Raw genomic sequence first — 17513 nt, 5'->3', positions numbered from 1 at the left:
CCGCGGCCGTGCCCCGGTACGGCGGGGAACCGCTCTCAGTGTGCTGCGGCCGGGATCTCGACGTAGAGGATGGATCCGGCGGCAGCGGGCCGATACCAGTGAGTGCGGTGTCGCGCCGGCCGGTAGATGTGTCCAAACGGGTCTTTCACATGGACGTGTTCAAGTTGTCTTTGCCGGGCGAGCAGACGATCGATCTCCTCGAGGCTGGATGGCTGTGAGGCAATGCCGTCGATGTCCAGAGACCATGCTTCCTTGGCCGGTTCCGTCCCGTGTTCCAGGGCGAGTGTTTCGAACAAGCCCGCCACCACTTCGTGCCTCGTGAGGGGGTAGAAGCGCCGGAGCCGGTGTTCGTCCGGATGGGCCTTTTGAGCGTTCAGCCACGCATGGCGGAGCCAATGGAATTCCACCGGTCCCAGCACAGGTCCAAGGACTGAATGACGGGTTGCGTCCAGCACCAGGCGGTACGAGCTGCCGCTGCGGTCGATGATGCACGCAGCTTCCCCGACGTATTCAAACGCCGTCAGTAGTTCCTCTTCCGACCGGTGGTACGAAAAATCCCCGCTGTCATCCACGGCGACGAAATCCCGGGCCCGATCGCCCGGAAAACCTGATGCGTCGCGTATTCGCCGGGATTTGGTGTTCATTCTGGTTGGCTCCTGCCGAGAATCCGATCGCGGCCACAGTGGCCGCAATGTCCTCTTGTTTCATGACATCACCGCTGAAACGTCGCTGGAACGGGCCTTAACGGCTTCCATATGCGGGAGGCCCGGATATTTGCGTGATCTTAACGCGACTGCCCAGCCGCACCCGCCGGGGCCGGGAAGTCAGCGGTGGCTTGTGTGCCCGGTGCCCGACAGCGTCACGGATGGTCTCTAATACAATTGGGCGGTCCTATCGACGCGCGCACCAGCCCAGTCCCAACAGACCAGAAAGATCTAATGACAACCTTTTGACCACGCCGTTCCGGCCCAGGTTGACCTGAAGCAGGCCGCCGCCCCGGACCGCAAACCGCTGGTCCTCGGTGGCCATGCTGGAGAAACTGTTGCCGTTCTGGCGCGGCAAGTTCTTCGTTCTGCTGCTGCTGGGCTTCGTTGCGACCTCGTGGATCATCACCATCACCCTTTCCGGCGCCGATGCCACGGTGCACCTGCTGGAGAATCCGATGATTCCGGAAGGCCTGAAGGGCAACGCGGTCATCATCACGGTGATCCTGCTGCTGATCTTGGGCGGGGTGTTCCTGCTCGGCTTTAACGAGGCCGTCGGCGTCGCCATCCCGCTCGTGGCGGTGTACCTACTCCTGAACGCCGCCGTCGTCGCCGCCGGGTTCGTGCACGTGGTCTCCGACCCGACACTGATCGCTGGGTGGCAGGACCGGCTGCTGGCCAGTGCCGGCGGCGGACCGGTGGACCTGATCGGTCCGGCCGTCATCGCGTTCCCGCTGCTGGTCCTCGGGCTCTCCGGGTTCGAGACCGGTGTGTCGATGATGCCCGTGATCAAGGCGGCCGGGAATACCCCGGAAGAGGTCATGGCGTCCCGGGTCAGGAACACCCGCAAGCTGCTTACGACCGCGGCGGCCATCATGAGCGTTTACCTGATGTGCACGAGCTTCCTGACCACGGTCATGATTCCGGCCAAGGAGTTCCAGGAGGGCGGACAGGCCAACGGCCGCGCCCTGGCGTTCCTGGCCCACGACCTGTTCGGTGCCGGATTCGGGACTGTTTACGACATTTCCAGCGCCCTGATCCTTTGGTTCGCCGGGGCATCCGCCATGGCCGGGCTGATCAACATCGTGCCCCGGTACCTGCCGGCCTACGGCATGGCACCGGAATGGGGCCGGGCCGTCCGGCCGGTCGTGATCGTCTACACCGTGCTGAGCGTCGGCATCACCATCGCCTTCAACGCCGACGTCAACGCCCAGGCCGGCGCCTACGCCACCGGCATCCTGGCCATGATGGTCTCCGGAGCCGTCGCGGTGACGGTCTCCGCGATCCGCCGGCACAGCCGCGCCGGCACCATCGGCTTCGGTGCGCTGACCCTGGTCCTGCTCTACGCACTCGGCGCCAACGTCATCGAAAAGCCCGACGGCATCGCAATCTCGGCGTTCTTCATCGCCGGCATCATCGTCGTCTCGCTCATCTCCCGGGTCCAGCGCACCACCGAACTGCGGCTGGAAACCATCGAATTCGACGAGGCAGCCCGGCAGTTCATCACCGACTCGATCGCCTTCGACGGGCAGCTGAACGTGATCGCCAACAAGCGCCAGGCCGGTGACAAGTCTGAGTACGCGGACAAGGAGTTTGAACAGCGCGGGCTGAACCCGGTTCCGGGCCCGGCGGATGTCATCTTCCTGGAGGTGGAGATCTCGGATCCTTCGGCGTTCAGCCACACGCTCCGGGTCGAAGGCGTCGAAGTGGACGGCTACCGGGTCCTGCGGGTGAAGTCCCCGGCAGTGCCGAACGCGATCGCAGCGGTCCTGCTGGCCATGCGCGACTCGACCGGCACGAAGCCCCAGTGCTATTTCGAGTGGTCCGAGGGCAACCCCGTTGGCCACCTTATGCGCTACCTGTTCCTGGGTGAGGGCGACACTGCCCCGCTGGTGCGTGAAATCCTCCGCGAGGTAGAACAGGACCCGGCCCTCCGGCCCGGCATCCACGTCGGCTAGCGGTCCGGTGGAGGTAGGAGCTTCGGCTCTCACCCTCCACCGGTGGCCGCCTTGCGTGATTCATCTTATGAGATGCGGAGGCTGCCACTTGGCATAATCTCGTCTATCAACTGGCTCTTCAAGCGATTGAAGCACCAGGGCCGGGCCTCGCCGGAACCCGTGGAGCTGGCCAATTTGGGGTGTGTACAAAGTACACACTTTGGGCTGCGGATGGGTCGTACATGGGTCGGATCGGGCCGGATTCCGTATGTTTTCGAGGGAGTCCAGTGGTTGCAAGGGCTGGAATGCAGTTCGAGTCCCACCTCGGGCACGTGTTTTCCCTGTTCAGGGGCTAGTGGGCCGCTGAATGTGTACAAATCTCCTTTATGGGACCCCGCGGGGGCCCATTTTTGTTGGTGGCGGCTGGTCTGGCGGCTCCTTCTCTTGGCTTGGACAGCGGTGTTGCTGCTTACTCCTTCATGGCCGGGAGCGCCTGGAATTGCATGACTTGCTGCGACTTGGGGATCAAATCCTCAGGGTCGTCCCTGTCGCCGGCCGGAACTCCTGGGAAACTCTCGTCATGAACTCGATGATGTTCTCGAGCCTCGGGTAGGCCGGGCGAACCGATCGGGTTTGGTGACGACCGGGGTACCGCCGGCCCGGCTAGCCGCCAGGGCTTCGTTCGGTCCCGGCCGTTCCTGTTCCTTCCGGTCACGCCGTGGTCACTATTGATCAGGTCCTCGGGGGCGCCCAGACCCGTAAGCGCCTTGCGCGGCGCTGCCAGGTCCTGTTCGTTGGTGCAGACCCGGACGCAGTCAATGATCTGCGCGGGTGCAACTGTCGCGATTGTCCAAGCTGAGCGGGACAGTTTTGCGGGCGGGGTACGCGCGATTCAGGGTTCCAGTATCTATATTGGATTTCTCCCAGCGCCAGTGTGGGCGGAGGATGTCGGGGGAGGGGACCGCATGTTGGGCACATTGAGTGTAGTAAGACAAAGGCCGCTTCATTTGCGTAGTTTGCTGCTGCCGTGACGGCGTCGGCGTCTTTGCGCTGGCTCCCGCATTCAGGGCCGCTTTGATCTTGTCTTCTTCAAGGAAACCTGTCACAGCGATGACGCTGACTCCTGGCCAGCGACTCACGACTTCCCTGGTGGTTTCGATCCCGTCCGTGCCGGGCATTAGCAGGTCCATCAGAACGACGTCAGGAAGGTTTTCGGCATTCTCCAGGACTGCGATGGCGTCCAGCATGTTCGCCGGCTTCATCTTCTCGCACCTAAACATGGTCCGGCCGCTAAGAGTTGCCCCCGCCCGGGATCTACTCTCGGATACTGTGCGTCACAGGTTGCCGGCGGGCTCAGCGGTTGCGGTAGTAGTCCTTCCAGATCAGGCGATGAAGGGGGATCATCCGCGGCAGCGACCTCAAACCAGGGATGAACGGCAGCAGGGCCAGCAAAGCCGTGAGCACGAGCATCGCCACAACGACTATTGCATCGGCATTGGGCGCGGACTTGAACGGCTCGATTTGGTAGAGGAGCGAGAAGAGCCACAACCATGACTGCCCCGGCGTATCGCCGGTTTCATTCATCACGCCCCACTGATCCCCGGAAAGGTGCTGGCTCGCCGCAAGATCTGGGAAGTAGCCGCCGTCGCCCAAGAACAGGAGACTGCGCGTGTAGTCCATGTTGTAGAAGTTTCCGCCGTTCTGCAGCACCCCGTCCAGGCTGCCCTGGCGCGCCATGTCTAGCAGTGCGCCGGTCAGCGCCGGGACCGGGCCATAGTCGCCGCCGGCCACCTTGGCCGGGTCATTATCGGGAGCGGCGGCGAGTGCGTCGGAATAGGCGGCTGCCCAGCTTGAGCGTTGCTGATCCGTGGCGGCCGCCCACCGTGCCAGGGCTTCTGGCGGCGACGGCAGCGTGGACAGCGGAGTGATCACGAAGTCACTGGCCGTATCCACCGGAAGGCGGACGCCTGAGAGACTTTGAAGGTCCACGGGGCCGATCTTCTGCGTCGCGTCCGGGGTCGAGTTATAGGGCGGCCCGTATCCTGCGGTATCGCTTGTTCCGGCAAGCTCCTTGGCGGCGGTGCCGACGAAATCCGAGGGGGCGGCCGTGGCCCACGCCTTGAGGCTGACGCTGGGCTCATCCGGGGACCCGAAGATGGCGGACACACCGAGCACGAGCAGACCAACCACGACGACGCCGATGATCAGTTCCTTGATGAGGTCATATTCGCGGACGCTGCCTGTCCAGGGCCGGCTGGCAACGTCGTCCGTGTTCCGCCAAGAGATACTGCTGCTTTTCCTGGTCATCGCCCGTCGCCCCTGGGTTCGGCTGGCTCCGGTGGTTCGGCGGGCCCCGGCCGGTCGCGACGTAGCTGAGCGTCGGACTCCGCGGCCTCAAGTGGAGGTGCAACGCCGTGGACCCTGACCAGCAGGACGTGCAGGACCACCATGGCGCCCACGGCCAGTGGCAGCAGCGTGACGTGCCAGGTGAAGAGCTGACCGACGTTGGCCACATTGAACCAGGCGCCTACTCCGACCGCGTTCAGCGCATCCTTCGCTTCGAAGGCGATCCACTGCGAATCGAAGTTCGTCTGAAGCAGATACCCGGTGAAGGCCGCCACGATGGAAACGACAAACGAGATCACGCCGGTAATCCAGGTCAGGACCCTGCCCCCGCGCCAGGCCGCCATCCAGAATTTCAGCCACAGGTGCACCACCATGAAGATGAAGAAGAGCTCCACGCTCCACAAATGGGTGCTGTTGACGAAGCTCCCCAGCGAGGAAACGTGATACCATTGTGGTCCGTTCAGTCCCAGCACGATCCCGGAAACGATGATCCACAGCAGGGACGCGACGGCTCCCATGCCAAATACGTAGGCCCAGGACGCCACAAAGACCGGCTGGTCCTCGGGCAACAGCTTGTCCGGCGGAAGCTTCCTCAGGAGCCAACGGCGGACCCTGCCGGTTAAAGTGTGGGCGTCCGCTTCATCGACCGGCGCACCGTGCCCCGGTGTGGCACCGGCGGTCATTTCCGCCGCTTCCCGCCGGGAAATGGAAGGACCAGGGCCAGTACGAACAAGATGATCATCACGACGATCACGATCAAATTTCCGGACTGGATGGTGAAACCGTCCCAGCCAAAATATGTTCCGTCACCAACCAGGCCAACGCTTGCCACCAGCCATCCGGTCATGGGCTACTCGATTCTCTTTACGCCGCCGGTTCAACTCCACCACGGTCACCTATCCGCAAACAGGGTCTTCCTCCCCGGCCAGGCGCCCGCCCGAGACTCCCCGACCAGCCACCACAATCCTCACAGTCACTTAGCGCCCAATTTCCTCCTCCGATTGGGCCGCAGGCGTGTCTACACCAACGCGAAGACATGCACGATCTCGGGCGACACGAGCAGGACCCGTTCCCTGTCCGTCTTTGAGGGAACGATCTGAAGAAGCGGAAGCGCCACGCGGGGAGTGTCTGAATAGCCGTGGATCCACCGTTATTCAGCCACTCCCAGATGTCCACCGCGGCCCAGCTCGCGGCGACAGTGGACTACTACCTGGCACGCACAGCCCACGGCTCCACTCTGAACCGCGTGGCCCACGCCCTCGGTGCTGGCCGGGATGGGCCCCGACCGGGCCTGGTGAAGACTGCTGAGACCCTAGGCGGCTGGATCCGATTCCTGCGCCTCCTGTCCGGACTCTCCATTACAGTGCTGCGGTTGATCTTGCGTTAGGCCTCGCAGGCAGTCGAGCAACACGATGGAAGGCCGACGGGGCCATTGAGCGACGATGAATCCGATGGGGCGCATGCGACATTGGGAGCCAATGCCTCTGGCTGCAAGGACCGGCAAAACTCCGTACTGAGCTGCAGGCGGCCGCTACGCGGGCATGCGCGGGAGGTGGCCGTGCCTGTGTGACTAATAGGCTTCAACAGCCCTTGACTAATACCCCCCGGGGGTATAGTTTCAAGTCACCGGAAAGTCGCGTCCGAGCCGACAGGTTCACACGCAGTGAAGGTCTCCGGGGCTGCACACCGAGCGGTCCCGTTCCTTGACAGCGAAATGAACGGACCGAACGTGAGTGATATTCCCCCCACCCCAGCGACTCCGGCCGCCGAAACGTCCGGCTGCTCCTGCTGCGCCCCGGCACCGACGTCCGGGCTGCAGATCGGCCGCCCTCAACAGGACACCGGATCCATCGTCGCGACCGACTACGAGGTCGAGGGCATGACCGGCGCAGGATGCGCCTCGGGAGTGACCACCCAGTTGAAAAAGGTCACCGGCGTCACGGATGTACGGATCTCCCTGACTCCGGGCAAGGCGTCCCCGGTCACCGTCGACAGCCGCTCACAACTCTCGCTGGACGATGTCAGAGAAGCCGTGGCAAAGGCCGGATACAGCCTGCACAGGAGCTAGGCCATACCTGACTCCTGGATCCAGGGGCCGGACAGACGTCCCTGATGCCTGTCACCAATATCGGGAGAGTAGCAATGCCACAAACACTCAAAAGCACAACGGTCGAAGTCCAGGGACTGCAATGGGCAACGTCCAAAGCAATCATCGAAAAAGTGCTCGGCGGCCAACCAGGCATCACCGCCGTTGATGCGAACGCCGTTGCCCAAACGGCCACGGTCACCTTCGACCCGTCCAGGACCTCCGTTGAGCAGATCGGCGGCTGGATCATCGATTGCGGCTACCACTGCCGTGGACAGTCAGTGCCGGAGCACATCTGCTATCCCATGGAGGAACCGGCTGCCGTGTCGCCCACCGCCGCCCCGGCAGCCGGCGGGCACCACCACGGCGAGCATGATGGCCACGCTGCCCACCCCGCGTCCGCGCAGGCGGTGACCGACACGGGTCATGGGATGCCTCCCGGCATGACTATGCCTGGCCACGTGCACGCTCCCGGGCCAGCCCCCCGCAGCCCACAGGAGATGATGGGCCACGGGGGACACCACGGCGGAATGTCGATGGATGACATGGTCCGGGACATGCGCAACAGGTTCCTGGTCGCCGCCATCCTCTCTGTCGGCGTGACGCTGTTCTCCCCGATGGGCCGCGACATGCTCGGCTTCACCGCCCCGACGCCGTTCGGCCTCCGCGATGACGTCATGGCCCTCATCCTTTCCTTGCCCGTGATCTTCTACTCCGCCTGGATCTTCTTCGACGGCGCCTACCGGGCGCTGAAGGCCCGCACCCTGGACATGATGGTGCTGGTCGCGTTCGCCGTCGGAGCCGGCTGGCTCTACAGCCTCGGGGTCACACTGACCGGCGGCGGCGAGGTCTTCTACGAGGCTGCCACCGTCCTGACCTCCTTCGTGCTGCTGGGCCACTGGTTTGAAATGCGCGCCCGTGGCGGAGCCAACGAGGCCATTCGTACTCTGCTCGAACTGGCCCCGCCGGTCGCGGTCGTCATCCGTGACGGCGAACCTGTGGAAGTCCCCACATCCGAGGTCCAGACCGGCGACCTGCTCCTCGTCCGCCCCGGGTCAAAGATCCCTGTCGACGGCCAAGTCGAGGAAGGGCAGTCCGAGGTCGATGAATCGATGGTCACCGGCGAAAGCCTGCCGGTCAGCAAGACGGTCGGCTTGGAGGTGATCGGAGCATCGATCAACACCACCGGGACGATGCGGGTCCGCGCCACCAAGGTCGGCGCCGACACCGCCCTGGCCCAGATTGTCGCCCTCGTCCAGGAGGCCCAGAACTCCAAAGCCCCCGGGCAGCGCCTGGCCGACCGGGCCGCGTTCTGGCTGGTCCTGGTCGCCCTCATCGGAGGAACCGTGACCTTCGCCGCCTGGCTCGCCCTCGGCGCCGGAGTGCAGGTCGCCCTGCTGTTCGCCATCACGGTCGTGGTCATCACGTGCCCCGATGCCCTGGGGCTGGCCACACCGACGGCCATCATGGTCGGCACCGGACTGGGCGCCAAACGAGGCGTGCTGTTCAAGAACGCCACGGCCCTGGAAACCTCGGCTCGGATCGACACCGTGGTCATGGATAAGACCGGGACCCTGACGAAGGGCGAACCCGAGGTGACCGACGTCGTCGTCGACGGCATCGACGAAAGCGAACTCCTGGCACTCGTCGCCGCCGTGGAGCAGGAATCCGAACACCCGCTGGCCGCCGCCGTCGTCCGGCATGCACGCGAAAACGGCGCACAGGTGCTGGCTGCCTCCGGGTTCCTGAACGTGCCCGGCCACGGCGCCGGAGCCTCCGTCGACGGACGCAGGGTCCTGGTCGGCAACCGCAAACTCATGGCCAACGAAGGCATCGACCTGGGCGCGCTGGCCGCGGTCCGTGACGACCTGGCCGCGACGGGACGCACAGCGGTGCTCGCCGCCGTCGACGGACGCGCCGCAGCGGTCATCGCCCTCGCCGATGCCGCCCGGGACACGGCGGCCGCCGCCGTCACGGCCCTCCATGAGGCCGGCATCGAAGTCGTCATGCTCACCGGCGACAACGAGGCCACCGCACAGCGGATCGCCGCCCAGCTCGGCATCGACACCGTCATCGCCGAAGTGCTCCCCGGAGACAAATCCGCCAAGGTCGCCGAACTGCAACAGGCCGGGAAGAAAGTCGCCATGGTCGGAGACGGCGTCAACGACGCCCCCGCCCTGGCCCAGGCTGACCTCGGCATCGCCATCGGCGCCGGAACCGACGTGGCCATTGAAACGGCCGACGTCGTGCTGATGCGCTCCGATCCGCTCGACGTGCCGATCGCACTGCGGATCGGCAAAGGCACCCTGCGGAAGATGCGCCAGAACCTCGGCTGGGCCGTCGGCTACAACGCGATCGCCCTGCCGATCGCCGCCGGCGTCTTCGCCTTCGCCGGAATAGTTCTCAGCCCCGAAATTGCCGCACTGTCCATGTCAGGATCCAGCTTCCTCGTCGCCGTCAACGCCCTGCTCCTCAAGCGACTGCGCCTGCCCCGCCCCGGCCAACCCGGCCCAGCCCCTGTCACAGTGCCTCGTCCACTTGCCCCGGCGGCAGGACGCTAGGACTGCCGCCGGACGAAAGAGCCTGACATGTGCATCATCAGCATGTCCGTAAGTTCCCGCAGCTAACGCCGAACGGCCGCCCCGGCCCCGGTTCATGCCCCCGCGGCCAGGCGGGTATGCCGGTCAGTTGGGTTGGTACGGAGCGAAGGTAGCACCGCCGTCGGCCGATGCTTCGACCCCGTCGGCCGTGGCCGCCCAAATCCGCAGAGGGCCGTCCGGTTTCTTGACCGCTGTTATCGCCTGGACACCCCCGCTGATGCGTCCCTTCGAGGACCAGGTGGCCCCGCTGTCGGCGGAGACCTGGACGTTGCCGTCGGGTTGGACGCCGACGACGTGATTGGTGCTGGCAAATACGGCGTATTGCACGACCGGGGCGGATTCGTTCAGCGTCCAGGTGGTTCCTGCATCGGTGGACCTCTGGAGGCCTTGCGGGGTGGTTGCCAGCACGGTGTCGCTGTGGGTGTGTCCGGCCAGGACCGCCGGGGTGAACCCTGCGGTTACGGGTGTCCAGTTTTGTCCGTCGGGGCTGGTCATCAGCGTTCCGTCGAAGGCCACGACGCCGTTTTTCGTTGTTGTCAGGGCGTGGAAACCAGACTCCCGCTGCCGGGAGAGTAGTACCCAGGTCTTGCCGCCGTCCCCGGATCTGATCAGGCCGAGCGGGTTGGGCAGGGCGGAGTCTTTGCCGGGATGTCCCGAGGCATAGTAGATCCCCTCGTCGTGAACGGTGGTGAAGCCCATCAGGTCATTGGTCGGGCCGATTTTGGTGGCAGGGGTGTGGGAGATGTCGAACAGGCCCTCGTGCGTGGCGAGGAGGATCTGCCCGGTCTCGTCGTTGACGGCCATGCGGTGGACGTGGGCGCTGGGAAGCCCGGAGGCACTCTTCGTGGGGGCCGATGACGCGGGGCCGGTGGTGGCCGGGGCACAGGCGGCCGGGGACACGATGAGCCCGGCGGCCGTGACGGCAGCCGCGGCCCGGGCCCGGCGGAGAGAGGGGAATCATGGTGAGCTCCAGTGTGGTGGATAAATCCGGGGAGGGCCCCGTCCTGGCAAGGACCGGGGCCCGGTTTGCTGGTTAGAGGCTTGCCAGCAGGGCCTTCATTTCCTGGATTTCAGCTTCCTGGGAGGTCACGATCGACTTGCTCAGCTGGATGGCGTCGGGGTTCTTGCCCTGGCGGATTTCGGTCTTGGCCATCATCACCGCGCCCTCGTGGTGGGCGATCATCTGGGTCAGGAACAGCTTGGCCGCTTCGGTGCCCTGGGCGGCGTCGAGCGTCTTGAGGTCCTCGTCGCCCATCATCCCGTCGCCCATGCCGTGACCGGACGCCATCGGGGTGGGTTCGTTCCAGGTCTTGAGCCAGCCCGTCATCATCTCGATTTCCGGTGCCTGTGCGGCCTTGATCTTGGTGGCGAGTGCGGTGATCCGCGCGTCCATGCCCTGTTTCTTGAGCATCATGTCGCTCATTTCCACGGCCTGGGCGTGGTGCGGGATCATCCCCTGCATGAACATGGTGTCGGCGGCGTTGTGGTCCGCGGTTGCGGGGGCTGAGCTGGATGCCATGCCCATGCCGCCGCTGCCCATGCCCGGTATGGTGTTGGTGGGTGTAGTTCCGGAGGTGCCCGCGCAGCCGGCAAGAGCGATGGCGGCGGCGAAGCCAAAGGCAGAAATGGTCAGGGTTTTCTTCATGGGGTCACGTCCTTCAATCATCAAATTGGCGTTGTGGCACGCCTGCGGATGACACGCCCGCGCCAAAATATCGGGCTGGAACGTGTCTTGTAAGGAGGGGCGCCGGGTACGACACGGCGGCCCTGTCTTACCTCCGGCTGATCGACAGATCGCCCGGCGAAGGACTTGCGGGCAGATAGGAGTAGGTCCGATCGGCGCCGTCTCCGCGCGAGTCCGGGGTGTGGATTGACGTCGGTGCCATGCCCGGTGGGGGCGCGGCGAGGGAGGTCACGGCCGCCGAGGGCACACAGGCCGAGTGCATCAACGCAAGGTCGGCACAGCTGGATTGGCACACGCACGACGCCGCGGGGGCAGCGGCCCTGCTGTCGGCCGTCAGCTCGGGACCCGCTGTGGCCGCAGGGGGCAGAGCCATGGAGTCATGGCCCGTAGTGCGGCCTTGCAGGGCATGGGCGCCGGGATGTGATGCGAGGCTGTGTACCGTAGGGGAGGACGACCCCGCGGGTTCCGTGGAGGATGTCACCGCAGTCATGGCGTGAGCGCCATGCACTCCGGTCAAGATGTGCATCCCGAGGAATCCGGCCACGATGGCAAGTACGCCCATCAGCAGGAATCCGCGGCGAAGGGCGGCTGCGGCATGGCTCATGAAAGCTGCGGCCATGGCATTCTCCCTCCGGATAACGGTGGCGGACTTTAGGCAGGTTAAGGCTACAGGCTGGGCGTTGGCCGGGCCGTCGTCGGGACACGTGCTGACGGTGCCTAGCGGACTTCGATGACGCCCATCATCCCTTGGTCCTCGTGGTCCAGGATGTGGCAGTGGTACACCGAGCGGCCCGTGAAATCCGTGAAGTTGATCCGGACCCGCACCTGTCCGTTGGCGGGTATGTTGACGACGTCACGCCAGACGGGCTGGCCCGGGGTCTGACCCCGCTCCTCGACGATCTGCATCGGCCAGACATGCAGATGGAAGGGGTGGTCCATCGGGCTGGGATTGATCAGGGTCCACTCCTCCACCGTCTGCGCGGCCACCGTAGTGTCCGTCCGGCTTGCGTTGAATCCACGGCCGTTGATGGTGAAACTCATCATCCCCATCCCCATGCCGCCGACGGCGAGGGTCACCTGCCGGTGCGCGGCAACGGCCGCGGTCCTCAGGTCCGCCGCTGCAGGCCGGGACGGCACCGCCGGAGGAGAAGCGGCCGGGGCGCCGGACACCGAGAGAGTCGCCAGCACGAGATCCCCTGTGCCCTGGCCGTCGCTGGGGGCTGGCTCTGCCGGTCCCATCATGGCGGCCATGCTGCCACGGTTGTAGTAGACGGCCCCGAGAGTGGCGTCGCCCTCGACAGCTGTGACCAGCACATCTGCACGGTTGCCCGGCGCCAGCAGCACCTCGTCCGCGTTCCGGGGCGTGGGGAAACGGCCGGAATCCATGCCGAGGAGCTGCATCTGCTGCCCGTCCAGGCGCAGCCGCAGGTAGCGGGACACGCAGGTGTTCACGATCCGCCACCGCTCACGCTCGCCCGGCCGGGCGGACAGTTTCGGGTTGCTTTGTCCGTTGACCAGAACAAATTCACCTTCCCGGCCGAGCATCCGGTCCATGGGCGAGGCGTCGGTGACGGTTCCGGACCCGTCCAGGGTGATGTCAGAGACGACCATCACCCGCTCGCGGCTGACATCCACGGGCTGTGCGTCCTCGACGATGATCGCACCGAACAGGCCGGCGAAAATCTGGTCCGCGACCATGCCGTGAAGGTGGGGGTGGTACCAGTACACGCCGGGCGGGTGGTCCGCCGGGAGCCGGTACTCGTAGCTGAACGAGTGGCCCGGTTGGACAACATTGAAAACGTTGTCTCCGTTGCCCTGCGGTGAGACGTGGAGTCCGTGGACATGCAGGTTGGTCGGGACGGCCATGCTGTTGACCAGCTCGATGTCGAGCACGTCCCCGGCCCGGACCCGCAGGGTTGGGCCGGGGACTCCGCCGTTGTAGGCCAGCGCCGATGCCTGTTGACCGCCGAGCTGCACCGACCCCGGGGACGCTTCGAGCCGGACCTGCAACCGTCCGTTGCTGCCGCGCAGCTGCTCCGGTTCGGTGAAGTCCCCGCCCGGCACCGGGGAGAACCGGGAACTGAGCGTCCACCAGAGCCCGGCTCCGCCGACGGCTATGGCCGCCGTGCCGAAGCCTCCCAGCAGCAACGCGTTCCGGCGGCTGAGTGGGCCCACTATTGGTCCTCGCCGAGAACCTTCAAATGCTCGCGGTATTGCTCCGCGGTCAGCTCACCGCGGGCAAAGCGCACGTCGAGGATCTGCCGGGCCCGGCTCCTGCCGGGGTAGGGCCCCGGGGGTCCCTGCATCCCGCCTCCGGCAAACATGCGCACGGCGACCAGTACCAGCAGGGCTATGCCGACGAGCAGGAGTATGCCCCACAGCCACATCCAGCCCATGTTCGGGCCGTAGCCCCACATCATGAGCGCGCCCTTTCTCCTCAGACCATTGATACTCCGATTCTTTGGCCGGCCGTGGCCTGCCGGTAGAGGCCGAAGGCCTCCTCGCCCGTGTGCTTTGCCTCTCTTGCCGGGCTGTAGCCGGCGTTACGATCACACGCCGGATGAGGCAGTCGGCAATACCCGGAGAAACAGCCGCTGCCGTCGCTCGTCCTACCTCAGTCGAACCGAGGTCGGGATGCTGGATCAGCGAACGTTTCGCACGCCCAAATCGCAGTGTTCTTCCGGGGGCTGGCGTGCCCCGCGGGCCCCGGGATTAGCGGCCAGGTCTGTGCCGATTAAACTGTCTTTCACCCATGGGGACCTATGGCACGTCCGCGGTGGCACAGGTTCCATGAGGCTGGGAGAAAGGAAGACTGGAGGCTCCATCATGACGGTTCTTGTTGCCTATGCAAGCGCTTTTGGGTCCTCCCGGGAGATAGCTCAACATGTGGCATCCCGTATGGCGGTTGCACTCGGCGAGGTCGAGTGTCGGTCCGTGGAGGAAGTCGAGGCTGTTTCCGGCTACGAGGCTGTCGTGGTCGGCAGCGCCATCCACAACCAGGCCTGGTTGCAACCGGCTTTGTTGTTCTTCAACGGCCATGCTGACGAGCTGGCCACGCGACCTGTCTGGGCGTTCAGCGTAGGGATGGCTGATGCGCTGCCAAGGCCGTTTCGCAAGCGCGGTTCGGCTCTGCAGCAGGAACGCCTGGCAGGAGTCCTGGTCAAGGAGGTTCCGCTTCGCGGCCATAAAATCTTTTCCGGTGTCTACAAGGCCGGCCAGATGCCGGCACCGCTCCTGATGTTGTTCCGGCTCATCGGGGGCCGTTTCGGGGATTTGCGGGACTGGGCGGCGGTCGACGGCTGGGCGGATCAGATTACGGGCCAACTCGCTAAACCTGCTTCGTCCACATCTGCAGGCAGCATCGCACGATAATGCCATCGAGACGGCACAGCCGCGTGGCGGGACGGACATGGCAAGCCAGTGCGCCGGAGGAGGCGTCTTGGGGTGTGGTGTGGCTCTGGCCGGTATTCTCAGCCTCCCCCCAACGAGCTCGAGTCCTCGTCAAACAATGCCGGGCCCGCTTTCCAGAAGTCGTTTGAGATTCACGGCAACTGTACGCAGCAGCCGCCAGGCATCGTTGTTGGCCGCGCCCCGGTTGGCCCTGACGGTCCGGGCCATGGAGTGTTTGACCATGGGTCGGCGAGATTGGTGGGCGGTCCGGAAGCCGCAGTCCCTGGCTGCGGTGCGGTGTTCATGCAATGGGCTGCGCTATCGGGGCATCTTGCCCTTTCCTCGACGTGGTGTTGCTGCCCGCTGCGGGCTTTTTCGCTGCAGCCGCCGGTGGCCTAGCCAGACTGCAGCGGCCATGAGGCCCAGGACGTCGGCGAATCCCAGGATCGCCTCCCACGGCAGCTCGATGTCACCGCTGTTGAGGCTGTTAAAGAACGAGCCCAATGGCGTGAGCAGCGGCCACAACACAAGGACGTTGCGGACCATGGCGAACGCGACCGCATAGACCACGCCAAGCCCAAGCAGGAAAACCATTCCTTCGCCGCCCATCCCGTAACCGACGTGGTAGGCCGTGTACAGGCCAGCCGCGATGGCTATGCCGGGAGCCTGACCGAAACTCGCGGTGAGGCGCATCTGGACGAAGCCACGGAAGAACACGGTCTCGAAGGCGCCTACGGTCAAAGACATAACGAGCAAAGGAACCCATTCAACAGGTGCCGGCAGGGGGTAGCCGAAGAGCGTGATTGCAAATTGAATGGAAGCCAGAATGAGTCCAAGCACTGTTGCCTGCTTCCAGTTCCCCCACCACAGGCCCAGATCGGACAGCGGGCTCCCCCGCTTAACCGTGTAGAAAACCGGCCCCGCGACCCCCAGGACCAGGCCGGCACCAAAGCAAAGGAAAAGGCCGAGAACGTTTGCCGCCGTGAACACGGTGAAGGCTACGCGGAACAGCGCGACGACGGTGATGTACAGCGCTGCTACCACTGCCAGATCCGATTTATCGACGCTCCCGCGCCGCCAGGCCACCGGGCCGGTCAGAACAGCCAGCAGGAGCGCGGAGGCCGGGATGACAATTCCGTAGACCGTCAGGTCAGGGAATGCCAATGACAACATTGCCGCCACGAGCCATGAAGCCCACATCCACGTGCGCCAGCCTTCAAGTCCCGTGATTTTCATCAGGACCGCCCTTCCGCCGTGAGGCCAGCGTGGCCCTCATGGGTCCCTGTTGATAGGGCATTTAGGCAGTGATATGGACACCGGCGGTGTCCGATGGAAAGATGGCCGGCCGCGCCGTCGCGGCCGGGAACACGACCGGGTAACGGATGATTCCGATATTGCACAGCTGCAGCCCATGGTTAGGGATTGTGGAACGCGTCATGATCGAGGGCATTCCTGCCGTGGGTCGTGGTCCTGGCCGTCCTTCTGCTTCGTCGAAGACTCGAGCCAGACGGAACCCTCTACGAATACACCCACCCCGAAACCTGCCCACCATGTCTTTACGAAATCCGTAGAGCACTCCGGAGCGGTCCAACTCAGCCGATACGCCCCTGCAGCCGGTGTCTGGGTCCGCTTAGCGAGTAGATTGTTCACATCCGCTGATCTATGGGTCCCACGGAACAGCGAAACGGACATGTGGACAAGGATTCGGATGAGCCGGCCGTACCGCATCGACACGCACCAGCACATCGTTCCGCCGGGCTATGCCCGCTGGATGCATGAGAAGGGCATCCGGCCCGGCGGCTTAGTTCTGCCGTCGTGGTCCGAGCGCTCCGCCGTGAAGTTCATGGACAGGCACGACGTGCAGACCGGCATCCTGTCCCTGTCCACGCCCGGGGTGTACTTCGGTGACGCCGCGGAGGCGCGGCGGCGGGCGCGGGAGGTCAACGAGTACAGTGCAGAAATCGTGGCCGCACGGCCAGACCGGTTCGGCTTCTTCGCGACCCTCACGCTGCCCGACGTGGAAGGTGCCCTCGCGGAAGCCCGGTACGCCCTGGACACCCTGCTCGCGGACGGAATCGTATTGCTGGCCAACAACGACGGACGCTACCTGGGCGACCCGGGCTTTGACCCTCTGCTGGAGTTCCTGCACCACCGCCGGGCCGTAGTGTTCATCCACCCCGGTGAACTGCCCGCTCCGTCGGTGCCGGGCATACCCGCCTTCGCCGCGGATTTCTTGCTCGATACCACCCGCACCGCCATCAGCCTGATCCTGTCCGGTGCAATGGAGAAGCACTCGGGAATCAAGTTCATCCTGGCCCACGCTGGCGGCTTCGTGCCTTACATCGCCTACAGGATCCTGCTGACAATGCTCAACGATAAGGACCTGGCCCTCAGCGCGCTGGCGGCGCTGACAGATAATAAGCAGTCCATCCTGCGGCGGTTCTACTACGACGTCGCCCTGTCAGCCAGCCCGGCGGCGCTGCCCAGCCTGCTCGAGGTCGCCGACCCTGGCCGCATCACCTACGGCACTGACTTCCCGTTCGCACCCTCCCCGGCGATCGATTTCGTGAACATGCAGTACGAGCATTACCCGCTGGACCCCTTCCTGCGCGCCGCGATAGACCGCGGCAATTCCGAGGCACTGTTTCCCCGCCTGAAGCCTGATCAAGGCTAAGTCAAGGGAAGGGGGGCTATTCAATGCAGTCAAAAACGACCGTTTCTGACGCGCCCATGGCAAGTCTCCGAAAAACGACCCGAATGCCCCAA

Annotated in this window: 17 protein-coding genes; 7 read left to right on the top strand and 10 right to left on the bottom strand. The window is 64.8% G+C overall.

All coding sequences use genetic code 11. The features are described from left to right. Positions 1-35: 35 nt before the first annotated feature. Positions 36-644, bottom strand: a complete 609-nt coding sequence (locus BLS42_RS12915) for a hypothetical protein (protein WP_090581758.1) — start codon at positions 642-644, stop codon at positions 36-38. A gap of 383 nt (positions 645-1027) precedes the next feature. Between BLS42_RS12915 and BLS42_RS12910 the strand changes: the two genes are divergently transcribed. Next, positions 1028-2662, top strand: coding sequence for an APC family permease (locus BLS42_RS12910; protein ID WP_256336459.1), 1635 nt, complete (start codon positions 1028-1030; stop codon positions 2660-2662). Positions 2663-3456: 794 nt separating this feature from the next. On the opposite strand, the gene BLS42_RS12905 is transcribed toward BLS42_RS12910, so the two are convergent. The 4 genes from BLS42_RS12905 to BLS42_RS20285 all read right to left on the bottom strand — a co-directional run bounded on the left by BLS42_RS12905 (position 3457) and on the right by BLS42_RS20285 (position 5834). Next, positions 3457-3903 (bottom strand): response regulator, encoded by a 447-nt coding sequence (locus BLS42_RS12905; RefSeq protein ID WP_176803419.1) that lies wholly within the window; start codon positions 3901-3903, stop codon positions 3457-3459. Positions 3904-3994: 91 nt separating this feature from the next. After that, a complete protein-coding gene (locus BLS42_RS12900) occupies positions 3995-4948 on the bottom strand; it encodes a hypothetical protein (protein ID WP_256336458.1) in 954 nt (317 codons plus the stop codon). After that, positions 4945-5670, bottom strand: coding sequence for a cytochrome b N-terminal domain-containing protein (locus tag BLS42_RS12895; protein ID WP_090581755.1), 726 nt, complete (start codon positions 5668-5670; stop codon positions 4945-4947). Before BLS42_RS12895 ends, BLS42_RS12900 begins: the two co-directional genes overlap by 4 nt. Continuing rightward, positions 5667-5834, bottom strand: a complete 168-nt coding sequence (locus BLS42_RS20285) for a hypothetical protein (protein ID WP_176803417.1) — start codon at positions 5832-5834, stop codon at positions 5667-5669. The genes BLS42_RS12895 and BLS42_RS20285 overlap by 4 nt, the downstream gene beginning before the upstream one ends. Positions 5835-6125: 291 nt before the next feature. Here BLS42_RS20285 and BLS42_RS12890 point away from each other — a divergent pair, with 291 nt between their 5' ends. From BLS42_RS12890 to BLS42_RS12880, 3 genes are all read left to right on the top strand, one after another. Further along, a complete protein-coding gene (locus BLS42_RS12890) occupies positions 6126-6374 on the top strand; it encodes a hypothetical protein (protein ID WP_143019194.1) in 249 nt (82 codons plus the stop codon). A gap of 342 nt (positions 6375-6716) precedes the next feature. Next, positions 6717-7055, top strand: coding sequence for a heavy-metal-associated domain-containing protein (locus BLS42_RS20610; RefSeq protein WP_256336457.1), 339 nt, complete (start codon positions 6717-6719; stop codon positions 7053-7055). Between the two features lie 74 nt (positions 7056-7129). Then, positions 7130-9634 (top strand): heavy metal translocating P-type ATPase, encoded by a 2505-nt coding sequence (locus BLS42_RS12880; RefSeq protein WP_090581751.1) that lies wholly within the window; start codon positions 7130-7132, stop codon positions 9632-9634. A gap of 123 nt (positions 9635-9757) precedes the next feature. Here BLS42_RS12880 and BLS42_RS12875 read toward each other — a convergent pair whose 3' ends face one another. Both BLS42_RS12875 and BLS42_RS12870 read right to left on the bottom strand, forming a co-directional pair. Continuing rightward, positions 9758-10573 (bottom strand): F510_1955 family glycosylhydrolase, encoded by an 816-nt coding sequence (locus tag BLS42_RS12875; protein ID WP_371129571.1) that lies wholly within the window; start codon positions 10571-10573, stop codon positions 9758-9760. 133 nt (positions 10574-10706) lie between these two features. After that, a complete protein-coding gene (locus BLS42_RS12870) occupies positions 10707-11318 on the bottom strand; it encodes a DUF305 domain-containing protein (protein WP_090581747.1) in 612 nt (203 codons plus the stop codon). Positions 11319-11850: 532 nt separating this feature from the next. Between BLS42_RS12870 and BLS42_RS20280 the strand changes: the two genes are divergently transcribed. After that, positions 11851-12012 (top strand): hypothetical protein, encoded by a 162-nt coding sequence (locus BLS42_RS20280; RefSeq protein WP_176803415.1) that lies wholly within the window; start codon positions 11851-11853, stop codon positions 12010-12012. Between the two features lie 62 nt (positions 12013-12074). On the opposite strand, the gene BLS42_RS12860 is transcribed toward BLS42_RS20280, so the two are convergent. Continuing rightward, entirely contained in the window at positions 12075-13532 is a 1458-nt protein-coding gene (locus BLS42_RS12860; RefSeq protein WP_090581743.1) for a multicopper oxidase family protein, read from the bottom strand. Continuing rightward, entirely contained in the window at positions 13532-13777 is a 246-nt protein-coding gene (locus BLS42_RS12855) for an SHOCT domain-containing protein (RefSeq protein ID WP_090581741.1), read from the bottom strand. The genes BLS42_RS12860 and BLS42_RS12855 overlap by 1 nt, the downstream gene beginning before the upstream one ends. A gap of 370 nt (positions 13778-14147) precedes the next feature. On the opposite strand from BLS42_RS12855, the gene BLS42_RS12850 reads away from it, so the two are divergent. Next, complete coding sequence (locus BLS42_RS12850) at positions 14148-14729, top strand: flavodoxin domain-containing protein (protein ID WP_371129570.1); 582 nt, start codon at positions 14148-14150, stop codon at positions 14727-14729. Between the two features lie 336 nt (positions 14730-15065). Here BLS42_RS12850 and BLS42_RS12845 read toward each other — a convergent pair whose 3' ends face one another. After that, positions 15066-15983, bottom strand: a complete 918-nt coding sequence (locus tag BLS42_RS12845; RefSeq protein ID WP_090581737.1) for a CPBP family intramembrane glutamic endopeptidase — start codon at positions 15981-15983, stop codon at positions 15066-15068. Between the two features lie 472 nt (positions 15984-16455). On the opposite strand from BLS42_RS12845, the gene BLS42_RS12840 reads away from it, so the two are divergent. Beyond that, positions 16456-17421, top strand: coding sequence for an amidohydrolase family protein (locus tag BLS42_RS12840; protein ID WP_090581735.1), 966 nt, complete (start codon positions 16456-16458; stop codon positions 17419-17421). Positions 17422-17513 lie beyond the last annotated feature (92 nt).

Source organism: Arthrobacter sp. ov407, from assembly GCF_900102895.1.
Lineage (GTDB): Bacteria > Actinomycetota > Actinomycetes > Actinomycetales > Micrococcaceae > Arthrobacter.
Note: the sequence above shows the minus strand (reverse complement) of the source record. Positions and strands in the feature narration are given on the sequence as shown.